The sequence below is a fragment of the Bacillus sp. X1(2014) genome (assembly GCF_007678255.1).
The window spans coordinates 251,824-268,732 of sequence record NZ_VEED01000003.1 but is presented as its reverse complement, the minus strand read 5'-3'; the positions used below and the strand labels follow the sequence as shown (position 1 = coordinate 268,732).

15 protein-coding genes are annotated in these 16,909 nt (G+C 38.0%); all 15 read right to left on the bottom strand.

Going from position 1 to position 16,909, the window contains the following annotated elements:
- Positions 1-15 precede the first annotated feature (15 nt).
- The 15 genes from FS608_RS08835 to hslU all read right to left on the bottom strand — a co-directional run bounded on the left by FS608_RS08835 (position 16) and on the right by hslU (position 16,905).
- Positions 16-318: a YlxQ family RNA-binding protein gene (locus FS608_RS08835; RefSeq protein ID WP_144549057.1), complete on the bottom strand. Its 303-nt coding sequence runs from the start codon at positions 316-318 to the stop codon at positions 16-18.
- An 8-nt stretch (positions 319-326) separates the two neighbouring features.
- Positions 327-599, bottom strand: a complete 273-nt coding sequence (gene rnpM / locus FS608_RS08830) for an RNase P modulator RnpM (RefSeq protein ID WP_144549055.1) — start codon at positions 597-599, stop codon at positions 327-329.
- A 19-nt stretch (positions 600-618) separates the two neighbouring features.
- Positions 619-1,740, bottom strand: coding sequence for a transcription termination factor NusA (gene nusA / locus FS608_RS08825; protein ID WP_144549053.1), 1,122 nt, complete (start codon positions 1,738-1,740; stop codon positions 619-621).
- Between the two features lie 35 nt (positions 1,741-1,775).
- Positions 1,776-2,246 (bottom strand): ribosome maturation factor RimP, encoded by a 471-nt coding sequence (gene rimP, locus FS608_RS08820; protein ID WP_144549051.1) that lies wholly within the window; start codon positions 2,244-2,246, stop codon positions 1,776-1,778.
- A gap of 215 nt (positions 2,247-2,461) precedes the next feature.
- The gene (locus FS608_RS08815; protein WP_144549049.1) at positions 2,462-6,787 is read right to left on the bottom strand and encodes a PolC-type DNA polymerase III; all 4,326 of its coding nucleotides are present in this window, start codon (positions 6,785-6,787) and stop codon (positions 2,462-2,464) included.
- 185 nt (positions 6,788-6,972) lie between these two features.
- A complete protein-coding gene (gene rseP / locus FS608_RS08810) occupies positions 6,973-8,232 on the bottom strand; it encodes an RIP metalloprotease RseP (protein WP_144549047.1) in 1,260 nt (419 codons plus the stop codon).
- Between the two features lie 17 nt (positions 8,233-8,249).
- Positions 8,250-9,392 (bottom strand): 1-deoxy-D-xylulose-5-phosphate reductoisomerase, encoded by a 1,143-nt coding sequence (gene dxr, locus FS608_RS08805; protein WP_144549045.1) that lies wholly within the window; start codon positions 9,390-9,392, stop codon positions 8,250-8,252.
- A gap of 34 nt (positions 9,393-9,426) precedes the next feature.
- Positions 9,427-10,221 (bottom strand): phosphatidate cytidylyltransferase, encoded by a 795-nt coding sequence (locus FS608_RS08800; protein ID WP_144549043.1) that lies wholly within the window; start codon positions 10,219-10,221, stop codon positions 9,427-9,429.
- Positions 10,222-10,245: 24 nt separating this feature from the next.
- On the bottom strand, positions 10,246-11,022 hold the full coding sequence (locus FS608_RS08795; protein WP_144549041.1) for an undecaprenyl pyrophosphate synthase: 777 nt from the start codon (positions 11,020-11,022) through the stop codon (positions 10,246-10,248).
- Between the two features lie 266 nt (positions 11,023-11,288).
- Positions 11,289-11,846, bottom strand: a complete 558-nt coding sequence (gene frr / locus FS608_RS08790) for a ribosome recycling factor (RefSeq protein WP_144549039.1) — start codon at positions 11,844-11,846, stop codon at positions 11,289-11,291.
- Positions 11,846-12,571 (bottom strand): UMP kinase, encoded by a 726-nt coding sequence (gene pyrH / locus FS608_RS08785; protein WP_026566459.1) that lies wholly within the window; start codon positions 12,569-12,571, stop codon positions 11,846-11,848. The genes frr and pyrH overlap by 1 nt, the downstream gene beginning before the upstream one ends.
- Positions 12,572-12,677: 106 nt before the next feature.
- On the bottom strand, positions 12,678-13,559 hold the full coding sequence (tsf, locus tag FS608_RS08780) for a translation elongation factor Ts (RefSeq protein ID WP_144549037.1): 882 nt from the start codon (positions 13,557-13,559) through the stop codon (positions 12,678-12,680).
- 139 nt (positions 13,560-13,698) lie between these two features.
- Positions 13,699-14,403 carry a 30S ribosomal protein S2 gene (gene rpsB, locus FS608_RS08775; protein WP_144549034.1) on the bottom strand — a complete coding sequence of 235 codons (705 nt, stop codon included), beginning with the start codon at positions 14,401-14,403 and terminating at the stop codon, positions 13,699-13,701.
- 198 nt (positions 14,404-14,601) lie between these two features.
- Positions 14,602-15,381, bottom strand: a complete 780-nt coding sequence (gene codY, locus FS608_RS08770; protein WP_144549032.1) for a GTP-sensing pleiotropic transcriptional regulator CodY — start codon at positions 15,379-15,381, stop codon at positions 14,602-14,604.
- A gap of 120 nt (positions 15,382-15,501) precedes the next feature.
- Positions 15,502-16,905, bottom strand: coding sequence for an ATP-dependent protease ATPase subunit HslU (gene hslU / locus FS608_RS08765; RefSeq protein WP_144549030.1), 1,404 nt, complete (start codon positions 16,903-16,905; stop codon positions 15,502-15,504).
- Positions 16,906-16,909: the final 4 nt, after the last annotated feature.

Sequence of the window (16,909 nt, the reverse complement as noted above, 5' to 3'; positions counted from 1 at the left end):
TCACCCCCGCTAGATTTAATCGAGCAACGTTACCATCTTTTTTGCAAAGCCATCATCCAGTACAGCTACAACAACGCGGGCTTCCTTGCCAATCGCTTGGCCAAGAAGATGACGATTTTCCACAAATTTACATGGAACCTCATACGAATTACATTTATCAGTAATTTTTTTTGTCGTATTTGCAGAAGCATCTGCGGATAATAATATGAGGCGTGCTTTTCCGCTTTGAATCTGCTTCACGGTTAGCTCCTCACCTGATATGATTTTACGTGCTCGATTGGCCAAGCCAAGCAATGACATCCATTGATTCTCTTTCATTTGGATAGTCAATTCTCCTTCTCTATAAGCTCAAGTAGCTCTTCGTATAACGAATCATTTATAGAAACCTGTAAGTGATTAGATAGGGTATTTTTTTTCTTGGCAAGTAAGACTGCTTCCTTGTCCTTTGAAAGGTAGGCACCCCTTCCGGATTTCTTTCCCGTCAGGTCGATGGATACTTCCCCCTCTTTTGAGCGAACGATGCGAACTAGTTCTTTTTTCGGTTTCATTTCACCGGTTGCTACACACTTACGCATAGGAACTTTTTTCTTTTGGTTCACTCATCATTCACCTCACTTTTTAATCCAGCTCTTCTTCATAATCGAAGTCATTTTCAACTTGATCATCAAAAAGCCTAATGGTTTCTTCACGCGGATAGATACCAATTTCGCGTGCATCTGTTTCTGATTTAATATCAATTTTCCAGCCTGTTAATTTCGCTGCAAGGCGGGCATTTTGTCCACGTTTACCAATTGCCAATGAAAGTTGATAATCAGGAACAACAACAGTGGTTGCTTTTTCATTTTCATTCACCATTACATCTAACACTTTAGACGGGCTTAAAGAGTTTGCCACAAAAACAACCGGATCCGCTGACCACTTAACTATATCTATTTTCTCACCTTTTAATTCATTAACTACCGCTTGAACCCTTGCTCCTTTAGGTCCAACACAAGAACCAACAGGATCTACCTCAGAATTATCTGAATGAACAGAGATTTTCGATCGGTCTCCTGCTTCACGGGCAACTGATTTAATTTCAACCGTGCCGTCATAAATTTCCGGTACTTCAATCTCAAACAGACGTTTTAAGAGGCCTGGATGTGTCCGTGAAACAAATATTTGGGGACCTTTAGTCGTTTTTTCTACTTTTGTGATAAATACTTTGATTCGATCATGAGGTTTATAACGTTCATTAGGCATCTGCTCGTTCACTGGTAGTAAGGCCTCGATTTTCCCAAGACTTACATAAATAAATTTGGAGTCCAATCTTTGAACAATACCAGTCATAATATCTTCTTCACGGTCAATAAATTCAGAATAAATAATTCCCCGTTCTGCTTCCCTAACACGTTGGGTAACAACTTGTTTAGCTGTCTGAGCAGCAATCCGTCCGAAATCTTTAGGAGTGACTTCCATTTCGACAACATCTTCAACTTGATAATTTGGTGAGATTTGTCTAGCATCCTCCAAGGAAATTTCAAGACGAGGGTCAAACACTTGATCGACTACTTCTTTTCTAGCAAAAACACGCATCGATCCAGACTGTAAATTTAAATCAATCCGTACATTCTGTGCCTGATTAAAATTTCGGCGATATGCCGAAACAAGGGCTGCTTCAATTGCTTCAATGATAACATCTCTGGAAATACCTTTTTCTCTTTCCAGTATATTAAGAGCATCTAATAATTCGCTGCTCATCTTTGTGTATCCCCCTATCTTTTCCAATAATTTCTTTACGAAAAAGTAACCGCTAAGCGCGCATTTGCTACCTTTTCAAAGGGAAGTTCAATCGTCTTCTTACGGGTTTTTATCTTTACTTCGATTTTTAGATGATTTCCATCAAATTCTAATAAGGTCCCTTCAAAGCTTTTTTCCCCATCGATTGGTTCATAAGTTTTGATAAAAACATTTTTGCCGATTGCTTTTTGAAAGTCTTTATCTTTTTTTAATGGACGTTCTGCCCCAGGTGAAGAAACTTCAAGAAAATAGTTATGGGGAATCGGATCAAGCTCATCGAGTTTTTCGCTGAGTTTTTCGCTAACGAGTCCGCAATCTTCAATATCAACACCGTTGTCTTTATCGATATATACGCGTAGAAACCAACTTTTCCCTTCTTTCACGTACTCAATTTCCACCAATTCTAAACCAAGTTCTTGAAAAATAGGTGCTGCCAGTTCTTCTACCACTTCCGTTACCTTGCTCATGCTTTACCTCCTTTTCCGATAATTTCACCCATATTGTATGTAGTTCACGGAAAGTTTTATCAAGTTATACTAAGAAAAAAAGACGTATACAAAAAGGAAAGAGCGGGTTTCCCCACTCTTGTTCACGAGAGTATTTCTTAGTATTTCCAATAAAACTATACCATAATCATCATTTTTATGCAAATAGCTTCGCCGTTTGTCAAGTATTTTCCTATTTAAAACAAAGATAACTGGTTTTGCTCTGGAAGGGATGCGAGGCACCCTTGTTTGTCCAAATATTCAAGAATGGTTTTAGATACTTTTCCGCGTTGCTGCAAATCTTCTTTAGATAAAAACTCTCCTGTTTCCCTAGCTTTGACAATATTATAGGCCGCATTCGTTCCGAGACCTGGAATCGAATTAAATGGCGGTATTAACGTATTGCCTTCAATGATGAATTCAGATGCAGATGATTTATATAAATCATAGTTTTGGAAGACGAAGCCTCTTTCTGTCATTTCTAAGGCTAGTTCTAAAACAGTCAATAAGTTTTTCTCTTTGTTTGATGCTTCCAAGCCTTTAGCATTGATTTCCTCAATTTTAGCTCGTATTGCTTCTGAACCGCGAGACATCGCCTCTATGTCGAAATCTTCAGCACGAACAGTAAAGTAAGCGGCATAATATAGAAGCGGTAAATGCACCTTGAAGTACGCAATTCTTACTGCCATAAGTACGTAGGCAGCAGCGTGGGCTTTAGGGAACATATACTTGATCTTTTTACAAGAGTCAATGTACCATTCCGGAACCTCGTTTTTTCTCATCTCAGCTTCCATTTCTTCACTTAAGCCTTTACCCTTACGAACTGATTCCATAATTTTAAAAGCAAAGGATGGGTCCAACCCCTGATAAATAAGGTAAACCATAATATCATCCCGGCAGCCAATTACTTCACTTAGATTACATGTTTTATTATGGATTAATTCCTGAGCATTCCCCAGCCATACATCGGTACCATGTGACAATCCTGAGATTTGCACTAATTCAGAAAAAGTAGTTGGTTTTGTATCTTCAAGCATCTGACGAACAAAACGCGTACCAAATTCAGGGATCCCCAATGTCCCCGTTTTACACATAATCTGTTGTTCTGTTACGCCTAATGACTCGGTACCGCTGAAAATCTTCATAACTTCAGGGTCGTCAGTTGGGATTGTTTTTGGATCCATTCCGCTCAGATCCTGAAGCATCCTAATGACTGTCGGGTCGTCGTGCCCAAGAATATCGAGCTTCAAGACATTATCATGGATGGAATGGAAATCGAAATGGGTGGTCTTCCATTCAGAATTTCTATCATCAGCTGGGAATTGAATCGGTGAAAAATCATAAACATCCATGTAATCAGGGATTACGATAATCCCCCCCGGATGCTGTCCCGTTGTCCTTTTAACACCTGTACAGCCCGAAGCTAGTCGTTCCACTTCGGCTCCGCGGAGTTGAAGATTGTTATCCTGCTGATATGCCTTCACATAACCAAAAGCTGTTTTATCTGCAACCGTGCCGATCGTTCCTGCACGATAAACATATTCTTCTCCGAAAAGAACCTTTGTATAGTTATGGGCACGCGGCTGATATTCTCCCGAGAAGTTTAAATCGATATCGGGAACCTTGTCCCCTTTAAATCCAAGGAACGTTTCGAAAGGAATATCGTGTCCGTCCTTATGGTATTTCCCGCCGCAGTGCGGGCAATCTTTATCAGGTAAATCAAAACCAGACCCAACTGATCCATCATTAAAGAACTCTGAATGCTTACACGTTGGACATACATAATGTGGCGGCAGTGGATTGACTTCGGTAATTTCTGTCATTGTCGCAACCAGCGATGAACCGACAGACCCCCTTGAACCTACAAGGTAGCCATCATCCAATGATTTTTTTACTAGCTTATGTGAAATCAAATAAATAACGGCAAATCCATGCCCAATAATACTTTTTAATTCTTTTTCTAACCGGGCTTCAACAATTTCTGGCAAGTTGTCACCGTAAATTTTACGTGCCATTGCATAACTCATTTCACGCATTTCTTCATCGGCACCCTCAATTTTCGGTGTATACAAATCATCTTTAATTGGTTTAATGACTTCAATCATATCAGCAACTTTATTTGTGTTCGTGACTACAATTTCTTTTGCTTTCTCTTTTCCTAAAAATGAAAAGGCATCAAGCATTTCATTGGTTGTTCTAAAGTGAACATCTGGAAGTTGATGACGGTTGAGCGGATTTGCTCCCCCTTGCGAGTTAATTAATATTTTGCGATAAATTTTATCATTTTCGTTAAGGTAATGAACATTTCCTGTGGCAACGACTGGAAGTCCTAATTTATCTCCTAAGTTAACGATTTTCGAAATGATGTCTTCCATTGCTTTTTCATCGCTCACCAATTCCATTTCAATTAACGGTGCATTGACTTCTTTTGGCATGACTTCAATGTAATCATAAAAGCGGGCAGCACCTTCCACTTCCTCAGGAGATTTTTGCATCATCCCCTCAAATACTTCTCCTTTATTACATCCGGAGCCAACAAGAATCCCTTCTCTGTATTTTTGTAAAACAGATCGAGGCAATCGAGGGACACGATAAAAGTATTCGAGGTGGGATATGGATACAAGTTTAAATAGATTCTTTAAACCTGCTTGAGTTTGAGCTAATAATGTACAGTGATACGGACGAGCACGTTGGTAGGCATTGCCTTTTCCCATGTTATCATTAAATTGATCATGATATTCGATACCTTTTTCAAGGGAATCTTTTAACATTTTCAAAAGTAAATAACCAGTGGCCTCTGCATCATATATTGCTCGGTGATGCTGGGTTAATTCAATATCAAACTTCTTTGCCAGCGTATTTAACCGATGGTTTTTCAATTCTGGATAGAGGAATCTACCAAGCTCAAGCGTATCAATAACAGGATTACTGGCTTTATCAAAGCCTATTTTTTTATAGCCGACATTTAGGAAACCCATATCAAAGGAAGCATTATGGGCTACAAGTACTGCATCACTGGCCCATTCCCTAAAGTTCCGAAGTACTTCCTCTATTTCTGGTGCAGTTTGAACCATATCATCGGTAATTCCAGTGAGGTTAATCGTAGTAGCCGATAAACGGTGATGTGGATTGGCAAACGATTCAAAACGGTCAATGATTTCTCCATCATGTATTTTTACAGCGGCTAGTTCGATAATGGTGTTATACACTGCTGATAGACCAGTCGTTTCAACGTCAAAAACGACATACGTATCCTCGGTAAGCTGACGGTGCGCATCATTATAAGCGATTGGCACCCCATCATCTACTAAGTTTACTTCAACTCCATAAAGAATTTTAATATCATTTTTCTTCCCTGCACCATATGCTTCTGGAAAAGATTGGGCAACGGCGTGGTCGGTTACAGCAATCGCTTTATGACCCCATTTTTTAGCCTGGGCAATCAACGCACTGACAGGTGTGACAGCATCCATTTGACTCATCGGGGTATGAAGATGGAGCTCAACCCGTTTTTCATCTTCAGGAGCTGTATCCTTCCGGCCTGCCGGTTTGATTTCATTGATATCATTTCCGATCATGACGAGGTCACGGACAAAGGTATCATTTTGAATGCTTCCTCGAACCTTTACCCACATACCCTTTTTGACTAATTGGAAGAGAGCAGCGTCCTCTTTATCTCGCGAAAACATTTTTACCAAGATGGAACTTGTATAATCCGTTATTTTAAAGGTCAACAGAGACCGGCCGCTCCTGAGTTCACGAATCTCAGCATCAAAGATGTAACCTTCCACTGCTACTCTTCTTTCTTCATCGACAATATCAATCAAACTACGGAAGTCGTTATTATCTTTAATCGTGAGACCAATAGTAAGTGGTCCAGTTGGCAACTCACCCGAAGCTTGGTCCTTTTCAGCTTCTTTTTTCTGCAATTCTACCATTGCTTGCAGTCCGCGTTCTTGATCTTCTTTTTGCTTAGCAAGTAAAAATTGTTGGTATTCATCACTTTTTTCAACATTCTTCAGGTCCGTCTCTATTGAAAGACTAGGAAACCCGAACGATTGATATATTTTTGAGATTATCTCTCCATATTTCCTCTTTAATGCAAGTCCCTCTGTATCGTTACGAACCGTAATCGTTAGTTTATTTCCATTCACTTCAGGGAGTTGTTCATGCAACAGTTTTAATAGTGGCGGAGCAATCCCATCAATTTGCTGAATGCTATAACTCCAATAATCTCGAATTAATTCTGATGAAATGGTTTGATTTGTTACATTAATTTGGAAAGATATCGTGGCAATGTTTGAAAATGTCCGTTCAAGTTGTGTCGTAAACAGAACATAGATATTATAGGGAAGGATATTTTCGAGTAAAAATTGAAAATGCCACTTTCGATTCTTTTTTTCAACTAATAACCTATCTATTTGCGCATTGTTAAAATGCACCACAACAGCATCCTCGATCAATTGCAGCTGCTGGAGCAAGAGTTGGAATCGCTCTTTTTTGCCTAAGGCATGTTCGCTCATCGTTCTCTCTCCCATCTATTAAAAATCACTTTATTTATCTCGTCAAAAAATAATTATATCATATGAGTCGATTTGATTCGGCATTAATCGACAGAAAAAATTCTCCAATTTAGTTAAAAAGTTTTCTTTTAAAAAAAATAAGGGACCGGATTAACGGCCCCTTATTTTACATAAAATTTATCATCTTATAGGAAAAACCTTTGAATATCGTTCCACGTTACAACGAGCATGAGGAGCATGAGGAGAGCAAATCCAATAAAATGAACCATCCCTTCCTTTTGACGATCAATTGGCTTTCCTCTGACAGCTTCAACAGCAAAAAACATCAATCTGCCGCCATCAAGAGCGGGAATAGGTAATAAGTTCATAATACCTAAATTAATACTTAAAATCCCGGCCCACTTCATTAAATAATAAATTCCAGATTTAGCAACAGAATCAGTAGCTTGGTAAATACCAACCGGCCCAGATAGAGCATCGATTGAAAATTGTCCCGTAACTAATTTACCAACCATCACAAAAATCTGCTTAGTCCAGAAATAAGTTTCTGTGAATCCTGCTTTTACCGCTTGAATGGGTGATTTTTCAACTGGACTATATACACCAATCAGTCCGATTTTCTTTCCTTCCACCGTTTTTTCAATTGGGGTTACAGTGATATCTAAATCCTTATTGTCACGGCGAATTGAAAAATCGAGTTTTTCATTCGGGTTTTTCCTAATGACTTCTACAACATCAGACCAACTAGTTATTTCTGAACCATTGATCGTCTGTATTAAATCACCTTTTTTAAGACCTGCAGCCATTGCTGCACCTTCAGGAGTGATTTCACCTAACTTAGGTTCATTCGTAGGAACACCTTGAATAAAAGCAATAATAATAAAGACAATGAATGCTAGTACAAAATTCATCATTGGTCCTGCAAAAATAGCCATTGTTCTTTGCCCTAATGTTTTTGAACCAAATTGACGATCAATGGGAGCAATTTGTGATTCGACCCCATTTTCTACGATGACTGCTTTTGGGTTAATGGCAAATGTTTTTAATTCCTCATCTTCATCGTCAGGAAATCCTTTAATGATTAAATCTTTTTCTATATCGGCATATTCCACTTCAACAATCCGGCAATTAGGAAATTTTTCTTTATTATTCAAGATGATTTTATTTACTTTCTCATCCTTATCAAATAACAGGCCAATTCGATATCCAGGCTTAATTTCAATTATTTCTGGATCTTCCCCTGCCATACGGACAAATCCGCCAATCGGTAGTAAGCGAATGGTATAAGTCGTCTCCCCTTTTTTATGAGAAAATACCTTTGGCCCAAACCCTATGGCAAATTCACGGCATAAAATACCTGCCCTTTTTGCGAAAATCAAATGACCTAATTCATGAAAGAATACAAGTGCGCCAAAAATCACAATAAAGGCAATAACTGTAGTCAAATTAAAACCACCTTTTTTTATAGAAGTGAACGTACATACTCTCTTGTTTCTGTATCAATCTCTTGGATAGCCGCTAAGCTAGGGTGATCCACGATTTGGTGAGTAGTTAATGCCTTTTCAATCAAATCTTCAATCTGCAAGAAATGAATTTTTCCGTCTAGAAATGCTGCAACGGCCACTTCATTAGCTGCATTTAATACGGTAGGCATCGAGCCTCCTTTTTTTCCTGCCTCATAGGCAAACCCTAGACAGCGGAATCTCGCCACATCCATTTCCTGAAAATGCAATTTCCCGATGCTTGCTAAATCCAAACGCTTTGATGTAGGCAATGCTAAGCGATCAGGATAAGTGAGTGCAAATTGGATGGGTACTCTCATATCTGGTGTACCAAGCTGGGCAATAATACTGCTATCATGAAATTCTACCATAGAATGGATGATGCTTTCTTTATGCAGCAATACATCAATCTTTTCATATGGCATATTGAAGAGCCAGTGTGCTTCAATTACTTCCAAACCTTTATTCATCATCGATGCCGAATCAATGGTGATTTTGGCACCCATCGACCAATTTGGATGGTTTAATGCTTGTTCAACAGTCACATTTTTCAATTCTTGCCTGGAAAGATCACGAAAGCTTCCGCCTGAAGCAGTTAAAATTAATCTATCAATATTTTTTTCTTTCTCCCCCTGCAAGGCTTGAAAAATGGCAGAATGTTCACTATCGACAGGAAGGAGCGGCACATTATTTCTTCTAGCAGCATCGATTACCAAATGACCAGCAGTTACAAGCGTTTCTTTATTAGCAATCGCGATGACTTTCCCACTCTCAATCGCTTGCAGTGTTGGATTTAGACCCACACTTCCAATGACAGCATTGACAAGGATATCTGCTTTTTCATAAACGGCAGTCTCAATTAATCCTTCCTGACCAAATGTAAACTTAATAGTAGGGAATTCTGCTTTTAATGTATGACAGTCTTGATAGTCTTGTACAGAAACAAGCTCAGGTTGAAACTCAACAATTGTTTTTCGAGCCAAATCAATATTCTTACCAACAGAAATGGCTGCAACACTAAATTCAGTTGGATGCTCACGAATAATATCTAACGTTTGGGTGCCGATTGATCCAGTGGCACCCAATAAACTAATTTTTTTCAATAAGGTCAACTCCTAAATGTGAAGCACATACGCTTTATATCCATAGGTGAAACAGATGAAGCAAGGGCCAAACAAATAATAGACTGTCAAATCGGTCAAGAATCCCTCCGTGACCCGGTAAGATATTTCCAGAATCTTTAACATTAAAATGACGCTTAAAGGCAGATTCAACTAAGTCACCGATTTGTCCAAAAACAGAAAGAACTACTGTAATGCCCATTAATGATAAAAGACCGACGTTGATGTCAGAGAAAAGCGCAAAGAGCACAGCAACCAATACTGCACAAGCAATACCGCCAATTGATCCTTCCACTGTTTTATTGGGGCTAATTTCCGGCCATAGCTTTGTCCTTCCAAGAGCCTTTCCAATAAAATACGCCCCTGAATCGGTAGCCCAGATCATAAACAAGGAATACAAAATAAAGACGAGTCCGCCATCTTGTCTTGTTTCAAAGAAAAAGTAAAAGCCAATCCCTACATAAATAGCTGACAAAATTGAAAATGAAACATCTTCAAATGTGAATTGATTCTTGGTTATGACGGTAAAGGTTAATAACAATAGGATTAACGCAATACAAATTTCGACTTTTGAGTAATAAAATGAATCTAATATGTGATGATACTTTTCAGGGAAGAGCAGCACCCATAGAAATAAAACTAATAATACACCATTGACCGAAAAAATATTAAGTTTTTTCATTTTCAATAGCTCATATAAACCGATCGTCGCTAAAAAATACGTAAGTAATACCATTGGAAATCCACCAAAGTAAACGATGGGCAAAAAAAGTGCAGCTGCGATGACTCCTGTTATGATTCGTTGCTTCATTTAATTTTCAACACCTTTGTTGTACTATATACCACCAAACCGACGCTGCCGTTTTTGGAAGGTATCAATTGCTTCAAGTAAATGTTCCTCACTAAAATCCGGCCATAACACATCTGTAAACCAAAACTCTGAGTAAGCTAACTGCCAAAGCATAAAGTTACTAAGTCGAATTTCACCACTCGTACGAATTAATAGGTCTGGGTCAGTAAAGTTGGCAGTCATTAGATAGGAAGAAAAGACTTTATCATCTAGGTCTGTCTCATTTAGTTTACCACTTTTGCTATCATTTAAGACCTTCTTAACGGCATCAAGTATTTCCGCTCTACTCCCATAATTTAAAGCAAAATTGAGAACTAACCCGTCGTTATCCTTCGTATCTTCAATCGCTTTTTCGATTGCACGGAGAGTATGTGGAGGAAGTTGATCTTTGTAACCCATCATTTTCACCTGTACATTTTCTGAAATCAAATCAGGGAGAAAAGTACCTAAAAACTCGTCAGGAAGACTCATTATATATTCCACTTCATTCTTTGGTCTTTTCCAATTTTCAGTCGAAAACGCATATAATGTTAACGTCTTAATTCCAAGTTCATTTGCTAATTTCGTTGTTTTACGGACTACTTTCATACCTTCGTGATGACCAGCAATCCTCGGTAAAGCTCGTTTTTTAGCCCAACGCCCGTTTCCATCCATAATAATCGCCACATGTTCAGGAACAGGCAATTTTTTTATTTCATCTATTTTATTTCGGAGTGTGGAAAGGTTGTTACGGTTCTTCCCAAGCCTTATTTTATTAAACATGACATTGCTCCTCTAATTAGTTAATCATTTCCTCCGAAAATAAATCATCGATCAATTCCATTGAAGCATGTGTTGTTATGTAATGGACATTTCGGGGTAGCATGTTTTTATCATACCAAAAAAGCATTAAGATATCTCTATTAATAACTTATGTAAAATAAAAGGAATTAAGAATTATTTTCAGACAACACTCAAAATCCCTCAATAGATTTTATTTACGTAATAAAATACTGAAAAACCCCCTAAACAGAGGGTTCGATAATGAATTATACTTCCATAATTTCTTTTTCTTTATCTTTTGTGACTTGATCAATTTTACTAATGTATTCGTCAGTTAACTTTTGAATATCATCAGAATGACCGCGAAGAGCATCCTCAGTAATTTCCCCATTCTTCTCAAGCTTCTTCAAATCATCATTACCGTCACGACGGATATTACGGATAGCTACTTTAGCTTCTTCTGAATACTTTTTAACTAACTTAACCAGTTCTTTACGGCGCTCCTCTGTCAATTGTGGAATCGCAAGGCGGATTACCGTGCCGTCATTGGTAGGATTTAATCCTAAATCGGATTTAAGGATAGCTTTCTCAATATCACCAAGAATGGATTTATCATAAGGTTGAATCACAATTAGTCTTGCTTCAGGTGTGGTAATTCCAGCCATTTGATTGACAGGAGTTGGTGCACCATAGTAATCAATTGTAATTCTATCTAATAATGAAGCACTTGCTCTTCCCGCTCGAATACTTGCAAGTTCACGTGAATATGACTGAAGCGCTTTTGTCATACGATCTTTTGTCGCAGCAATGACCTGTTTCGGCATTAATGTTTCCCCCTAACAATTGTTCCTATTTTTTCACCCATAACAGCTCGTTTAATATTACCCTGCTCCATAATTGAGAATACAATTAATGGAATATCATTGTCCATACATAATGAAGAGGCAGTTGAGTCCATAACTGCTAATCCCTCTTTAAGGACATCAAGGAAAGATAGATCTTCATATTTGATTGCGTTAGCATCTAAACGCGGGTCAGCAGAATAAACTCCATCGACGTTATTTTTTGCCATCAAAATCACTTCAGCATCAATTTCCGCTGCTCTGAGTGCTGCTGTTGTATCAGTTGAGAAATATGGATTCCCTGTACCAGCCGCAAAAATGATCACCCGTTTTTTTTCTAAGTGCCTAATCGCACGGCGTCTAATATAAGGTTCTGCCACTTGGCGCATTTCAATTGATGTTTGTACCCTTGATTCAATCCCTAAGTGCTCCAAGCTATCTTGTAGAGCTAAAGAATTCATTACAGTTGCAAGCATCCCCATATAATCAGCTGTTGCCCGGTCCATTCCCATCTCACTACCGATTTTACCACGCCAAATGTTACCACCGCCAACAACGACAGCAACTTCTACACCAAGTTCTGCTATTTCTTTCACTTGAATAGCAATTGATTTGATTACTGAAGGTTTGATACCAAAGCTTTCATCACCAGCTAGTGCTTCACCGCTCAACTTTAAAACTACGCGTTTGTACTTAGGACCGCTCATATAAACCTCCAATATGTATTTATTTCTTCTTAAAAAAGGGAACACATAGTGTCCCCTATTTAATAGCTATTTCGTAATATTCCCTTTTGTTCAAGAATATTTTCGATTATTTTTTAATTTGATTCATTACTTCTTCTGCAAAGTTATCTTCACGTTTTTCAATGCCTTCTCCTACTTCGTAACGAACGAATTCACGGATTGTAGCACCTTTAGATTCAACAAATTGACGTACTTTTTGATCAGGGTTTTTAACAAAAGTTTGGTCAAGAACACAAACATCTTCAAAATATTTTCCAAGACGGCCTTCAACCATTTTTTCAACAATCTTTTCAGGCTTGCCTTCGTTTAGAGCTTGTTGAGTTAATACTTGACGCTCATGCTCAACTTCGTCTTGTGAAACTTGGTCACGAGAAACGTATTTTGGCTTAAGTGCAGCGATATGCATAGAAACATCTTTTGCAGCGTCTGCATCTGTAGTACCTTCAAGTACAGATAACACAGAAATGCGGCCACCCATATGAATGTAAGCACCAAATGCATCGTTGTCAGTTTTTGATAGCACTGTAAAGCGGCGAAGTGTTAATTTTTCACCAATTTTAGCAATCGCAGCATTGATATGGTCTGCAACAGTAGCACCATTTTCCATTGTTTGAGCAGATGCTTCTTCAACAGATGATGGGTTGTTTTTTAGAAGATGTGCAGCTAATTCTTTTACAAGTGCTTGAAACGCTTCGTTTTTCGCAACGAAATCAGTTTCAGAGTTTACTTCTAAGATTACTGCATTGTTCCCTTCAGTAACAACATATGTTAATCCTTCTGCAGCGATACGGTCACCTTTTTTAGCCGCAGATGCAATTCCTTTTTCACGTAAGAAGTCAATTGCTTTGTCCATATCACCATCAGTTTCAGTTAATGCTTTTTTACAATCCAACATACCTGCACCAGTTTTTTCACGTAATTCTTTTACCATTTGAGCAGTAATTGCCATAATGTAATTCCTCCTTTATTTTTCTATGTATCCATATCTTAGCCAATGACAGCTAATATAAAACTTTCTTAAAAAAACCTTCTTAAAAAAAGGTGATAAAGGGTCTCCCTCTTATCACCTTTTCATTTAATCGCTTAAATTAAGCTTCAACAGCTACTTCTTCACCTTGTTTAGCTTCAAGGATCGCATCAGCCATTTTACCAGTTAAAAGTTTAACCGCACGAATCGCATCATCATTCGCTGGGATAACAACATCGATTTCGTCTGGATCACAGTTTGTATCAACAATACCAACGATAGGAATGTTTAATTTCTTTGCTTCCGCAACAGCAATACGCTCTTTACGAGGGTCGATGATGAATAATGCGTCTGGAAGTTGTTTCATGTCTTTAATTCCGCCTAGGAATTTTTCAAGACGTTCTTGTTCTTTCTTTAATTGTACTACTTCTTTCTTTGGTAATACTTCGAAAGTACCGTCTTCAGACATTCTTTCAATATCTTTTAAGCGGCCAATACGCTTTTGAATTGTTTCAAAGTTTGTAAGTGTACCACCTAACCAACGTTGGTTAACATAGTACATACCAGAACGGCCTGCTTCTTCTTTAACAGAATCTTGAGCTTGTTTCTTAGTACCAACAAAAAGAACTGTTCCGCCGTTACCAGCAAGTTCCTTAACCCAGTTATAAGCTTCTTCAACTTTCTTAACTGTTTTTTGTAGGTCAATGATATAGATACCGTTACGCTCTGTGAAGATATATTTCTTCATTTTTGGGTTCCAACGGCGTGTTTGGTGTCCAAAGTGTACACCAGCTTCAAGCAATTGCTTCATAGAAATTACTGACATGATTTTTTTCCTCCTAATGGTTTGTTTTCCTCCGCTTACTTCATTTTTAAACAGAAACTGTTATGAACAGCACCATCTGTTTAAATCAATAAGCGTGTGTATTAACACCGTAAAATAATATAGCATATGTGATAATAACAATCAAGCATTACTTTACTAAAAAAACAAAATCCCTAGCGTGGCTAGGGAATGGTTTAATTAATTTGCTCTTAGTTTATCTAATTCAATCAAGAACTTATCATTTAAGACTTTGATATATGTTCCTTTCATACCAAGTGAACGTGATTCGATTACCCCAGCGCTCTCAAGCTTTCTTAAAGCGTTAACGATAACTGAACGGGTAATTCCAACACGGTCTGCAATTTTAGATGCAACTAATAACCCTTCACGGCCATTTAACTCTTCAAAAATATGCTCGATCGCTTCGAGTTCACTATATGACAATGAACTAATCGCCATTTGAACAACTGCTTTACTTCTTGCTTCTTCTTCAATTTCTTCTGACTTTTCACGAAGGATTTCCATACCTACAACTGTTGCACCATATTCTGCAAGGATTAAATCTTCATCATGGAATTTTGCTTCTAATCTTGCAAGGATAAGTGTTCCCAGACGCTCCCCACCACCAATAATTGGCACAATTGTTGTTAAACCTGTACGGAATAAGTCTCTGTTTTCCACTGGAAAAGCAGTATATTGGCTTTCAATATCAAGGTTTGAAGATGTTTCTTGAATATTAAATAAACCTTTAGTATATTCTTCAGGAAATTGACGATCCTCAAACATCTTTTTCATTCTTTCGTTTTCAATTTGCTGATAAATTGAAAAACCAAGAAGTTTACCGCGACGGCTGACAATATACACATTTGCTTCAATTGTTTCACTCAATGTCTCGGACATTTCCTTAAAATTAACTGGTTTTCCAGCCGCCTTTTGCAATAATACGTTAATCCTTCTAGTTTTTGTAAGTAAATCCATCTGTTTCTTCCTCCTAAGTAACTACAACCATTATTAAATTTTAATGAAGCATAATTTTTACATTTTAGGTATTTAATAAATGAACACTGCTTTCATAATTTAAAAAGCAGATATTCACTTTTATAGGATAAACTGACTTAAATCCTTGTTTTTCGAAATAGCACCGAGTTTATCATCTACATACTGTGGTGTAATGGTAACCTTCTCCATAGAAATATCTGGTGCCTCAAAAGATAAATCTTCTAAAAGCTTTTCTAGTATGGTATGAAGACGTCTTGCACCAATATTGTCTGTATTTTGATTCACTTCATATGCAACTTCAGCAATTCTACGAATAGCATCGTCAGAAAATTCAATTTGTATACCTTCAGTTTCCAATAATGCTTGATATTGCTTAATTAATGCATTATCCGGTTCGATTAAGATCCTGAAAAAATCTTCAACAGTCAACTTCGTTAATTCTACACGAATCGGGAAGCGCCCTTGAAGTTCCGGAATTAGATCTGAAGGTTTGGCCATGTGAAACGCGCCGGCTGCAATAAATAAAACATGATCCGTTTTCACTGACCCATATTTTGTTACCACTGTTGAACCTTCAACAACAGGTAAAATGTCACGTTGGACACCTTCTCTTGATACATCCGCTGAAGAACCTCCAGAGTTCTTACTAGCAATTTTATCAATCTCATCAATAAAAATGATTCCATTTTGTTCAGCTCGGTAGATTGCTTCTGAAGATACTTCATCCATGTCAATCAGCTTAGAAGCTTCTTCACTGGTTAACACCTTTCTAGCTTCACGAACAGTCAATTTGCGCTTTTTGCGTTTCTTAGGCATAAAGCTGCTTAGGGCATCTTGCATATTCATCCCCATTTGTTCAATCCCTGAGCCTTGAAGCATATCAAACATTGATGGTGTTTGCTCTTCTACTTCGACTGTAACGATTTCTTCCTCAAGCTGCCCTAGTGCTAATTTTTCTTTGACAATTTTCCGTTTTTCTGTGATCGAATAATCTTCTTGCTGAGTTTCTGTTTCAGATGACGGATTGCCGCCGCCAAAAAGCATCTCTAGAGGATTTTTAAAGTTATTTGCCTTTTTAGCGGACGGAACTAATAAATCGACAAGTCGACTGTTTGCATTCTCTTCAGCCCGTTCCTTCACACTTTGCATTCGTTCCTCTTTCACTAAACGTACAGAGGTTTCAGCAAGATCCCTCACCATGGATTCAACATCTCGCCCGACATAGCCCACTTCAGTAAACTTGGTAGCTTCCACTTTGATAAAAGGAGCACCTACAATTTTAGCAATTCTTCTGGCAATTTCCGTTTTTCCGACACCAGTTGGCCCGATCATCAATATATTTTTAGGGATAATTTCATCCCTAAGTTTTTCATTTAACAATCCTCTTCTGAATCGATTCCTAAGGGCAACAGCCACTGCTTTCTTAGCATCCTTTTGTCCAATGATATATTGATCAAGTTTTTCAACTATTTGACGAGGGGTTAAATTAGTGGTTCTTCCCATAATA

Bases quoted from the DNA above. Each gene is read 5' to 3' on its own strand.
- nusA (WP_144549053.1), bottom strand. From the start codon at position 1,740: ATGAGCAGCGAATTATTAGATGCTCTTAATATACTGGAAAGAGAAAAA.
- FS608_RS08795 (WP_144549041.1), bottom strand. From the start codon at position 11,022: ATGTTTAATAAAATAAGGCTTGGGAAGAACCGTAACAACCTTTCCACA.
- hslU (WP_144549030.1), bottom strand. From the start codon at position 16,905: ATGGGAAGAACCACTAATTTAACCCCTCGTCAAATAGTTGAAAAACTT.
- rimP (WP_144549051.1), bottom strand. From the start codon at position 2,246: ATGAGCAAGGTAACGGAAGTGGTAGAAGAACTGGCAGCACCTATTTTT.
- rpsB (WP_144549034.1), bottom strand. From the start codon at position 14,403: ATGTCAGTAATTTCTATGAAGCAATTGCTTGAAGCTGGTGTACACTTT.
- FS608_RS08835 (WP_144549057.1), bottom strand. From the start codon at position 318: ATGAAAGAGAATCAATGGATGTCATTGCTTGGCTTGGCCAATCGAGCA.
- frr (WP_144549039.1), bottom strand. From the start codon at position 11,846: ATGCCGAAACAGGTCATTGCTGCGACAAAAGATCGTATGACAAAAGCG.
- pyrH (WP_026566459.1), bottom strand. From the start codon at position 12,571: ATGAGCGGTCCTAAGTACAAACGCGTAGTTTTAAAGTTGAGCGGTGAA.
- tsf (WP_144549037.1), bottom strand. From the start codon at position 13,559: ATGGCAATTACTGCTCAAATGGTAAAAGAATTACGTGAAAAAACTGGT.
- FS608_RS08800 (WP_144549043.1), bottom strand. From the start codon at position 10,221: ATGAAGCAACGAATCATAACAGGAGTCATCGCAGCTGCACTTTTTTTG.
- FS608_RS08815 (WP_144549049.1), bottom strand. From the start codon at position 6,787: ATGAGCGAACATGCCTTAGGCAAAAAAGAGCGATTCCAACTCTTGCTC.
- codY (WP_144549032.1), bottom strand. From the start codon at position 15,381: ATGGATTTACTTACAAAAACTAGAAGGATTAACGTATTATTGCAAAAG.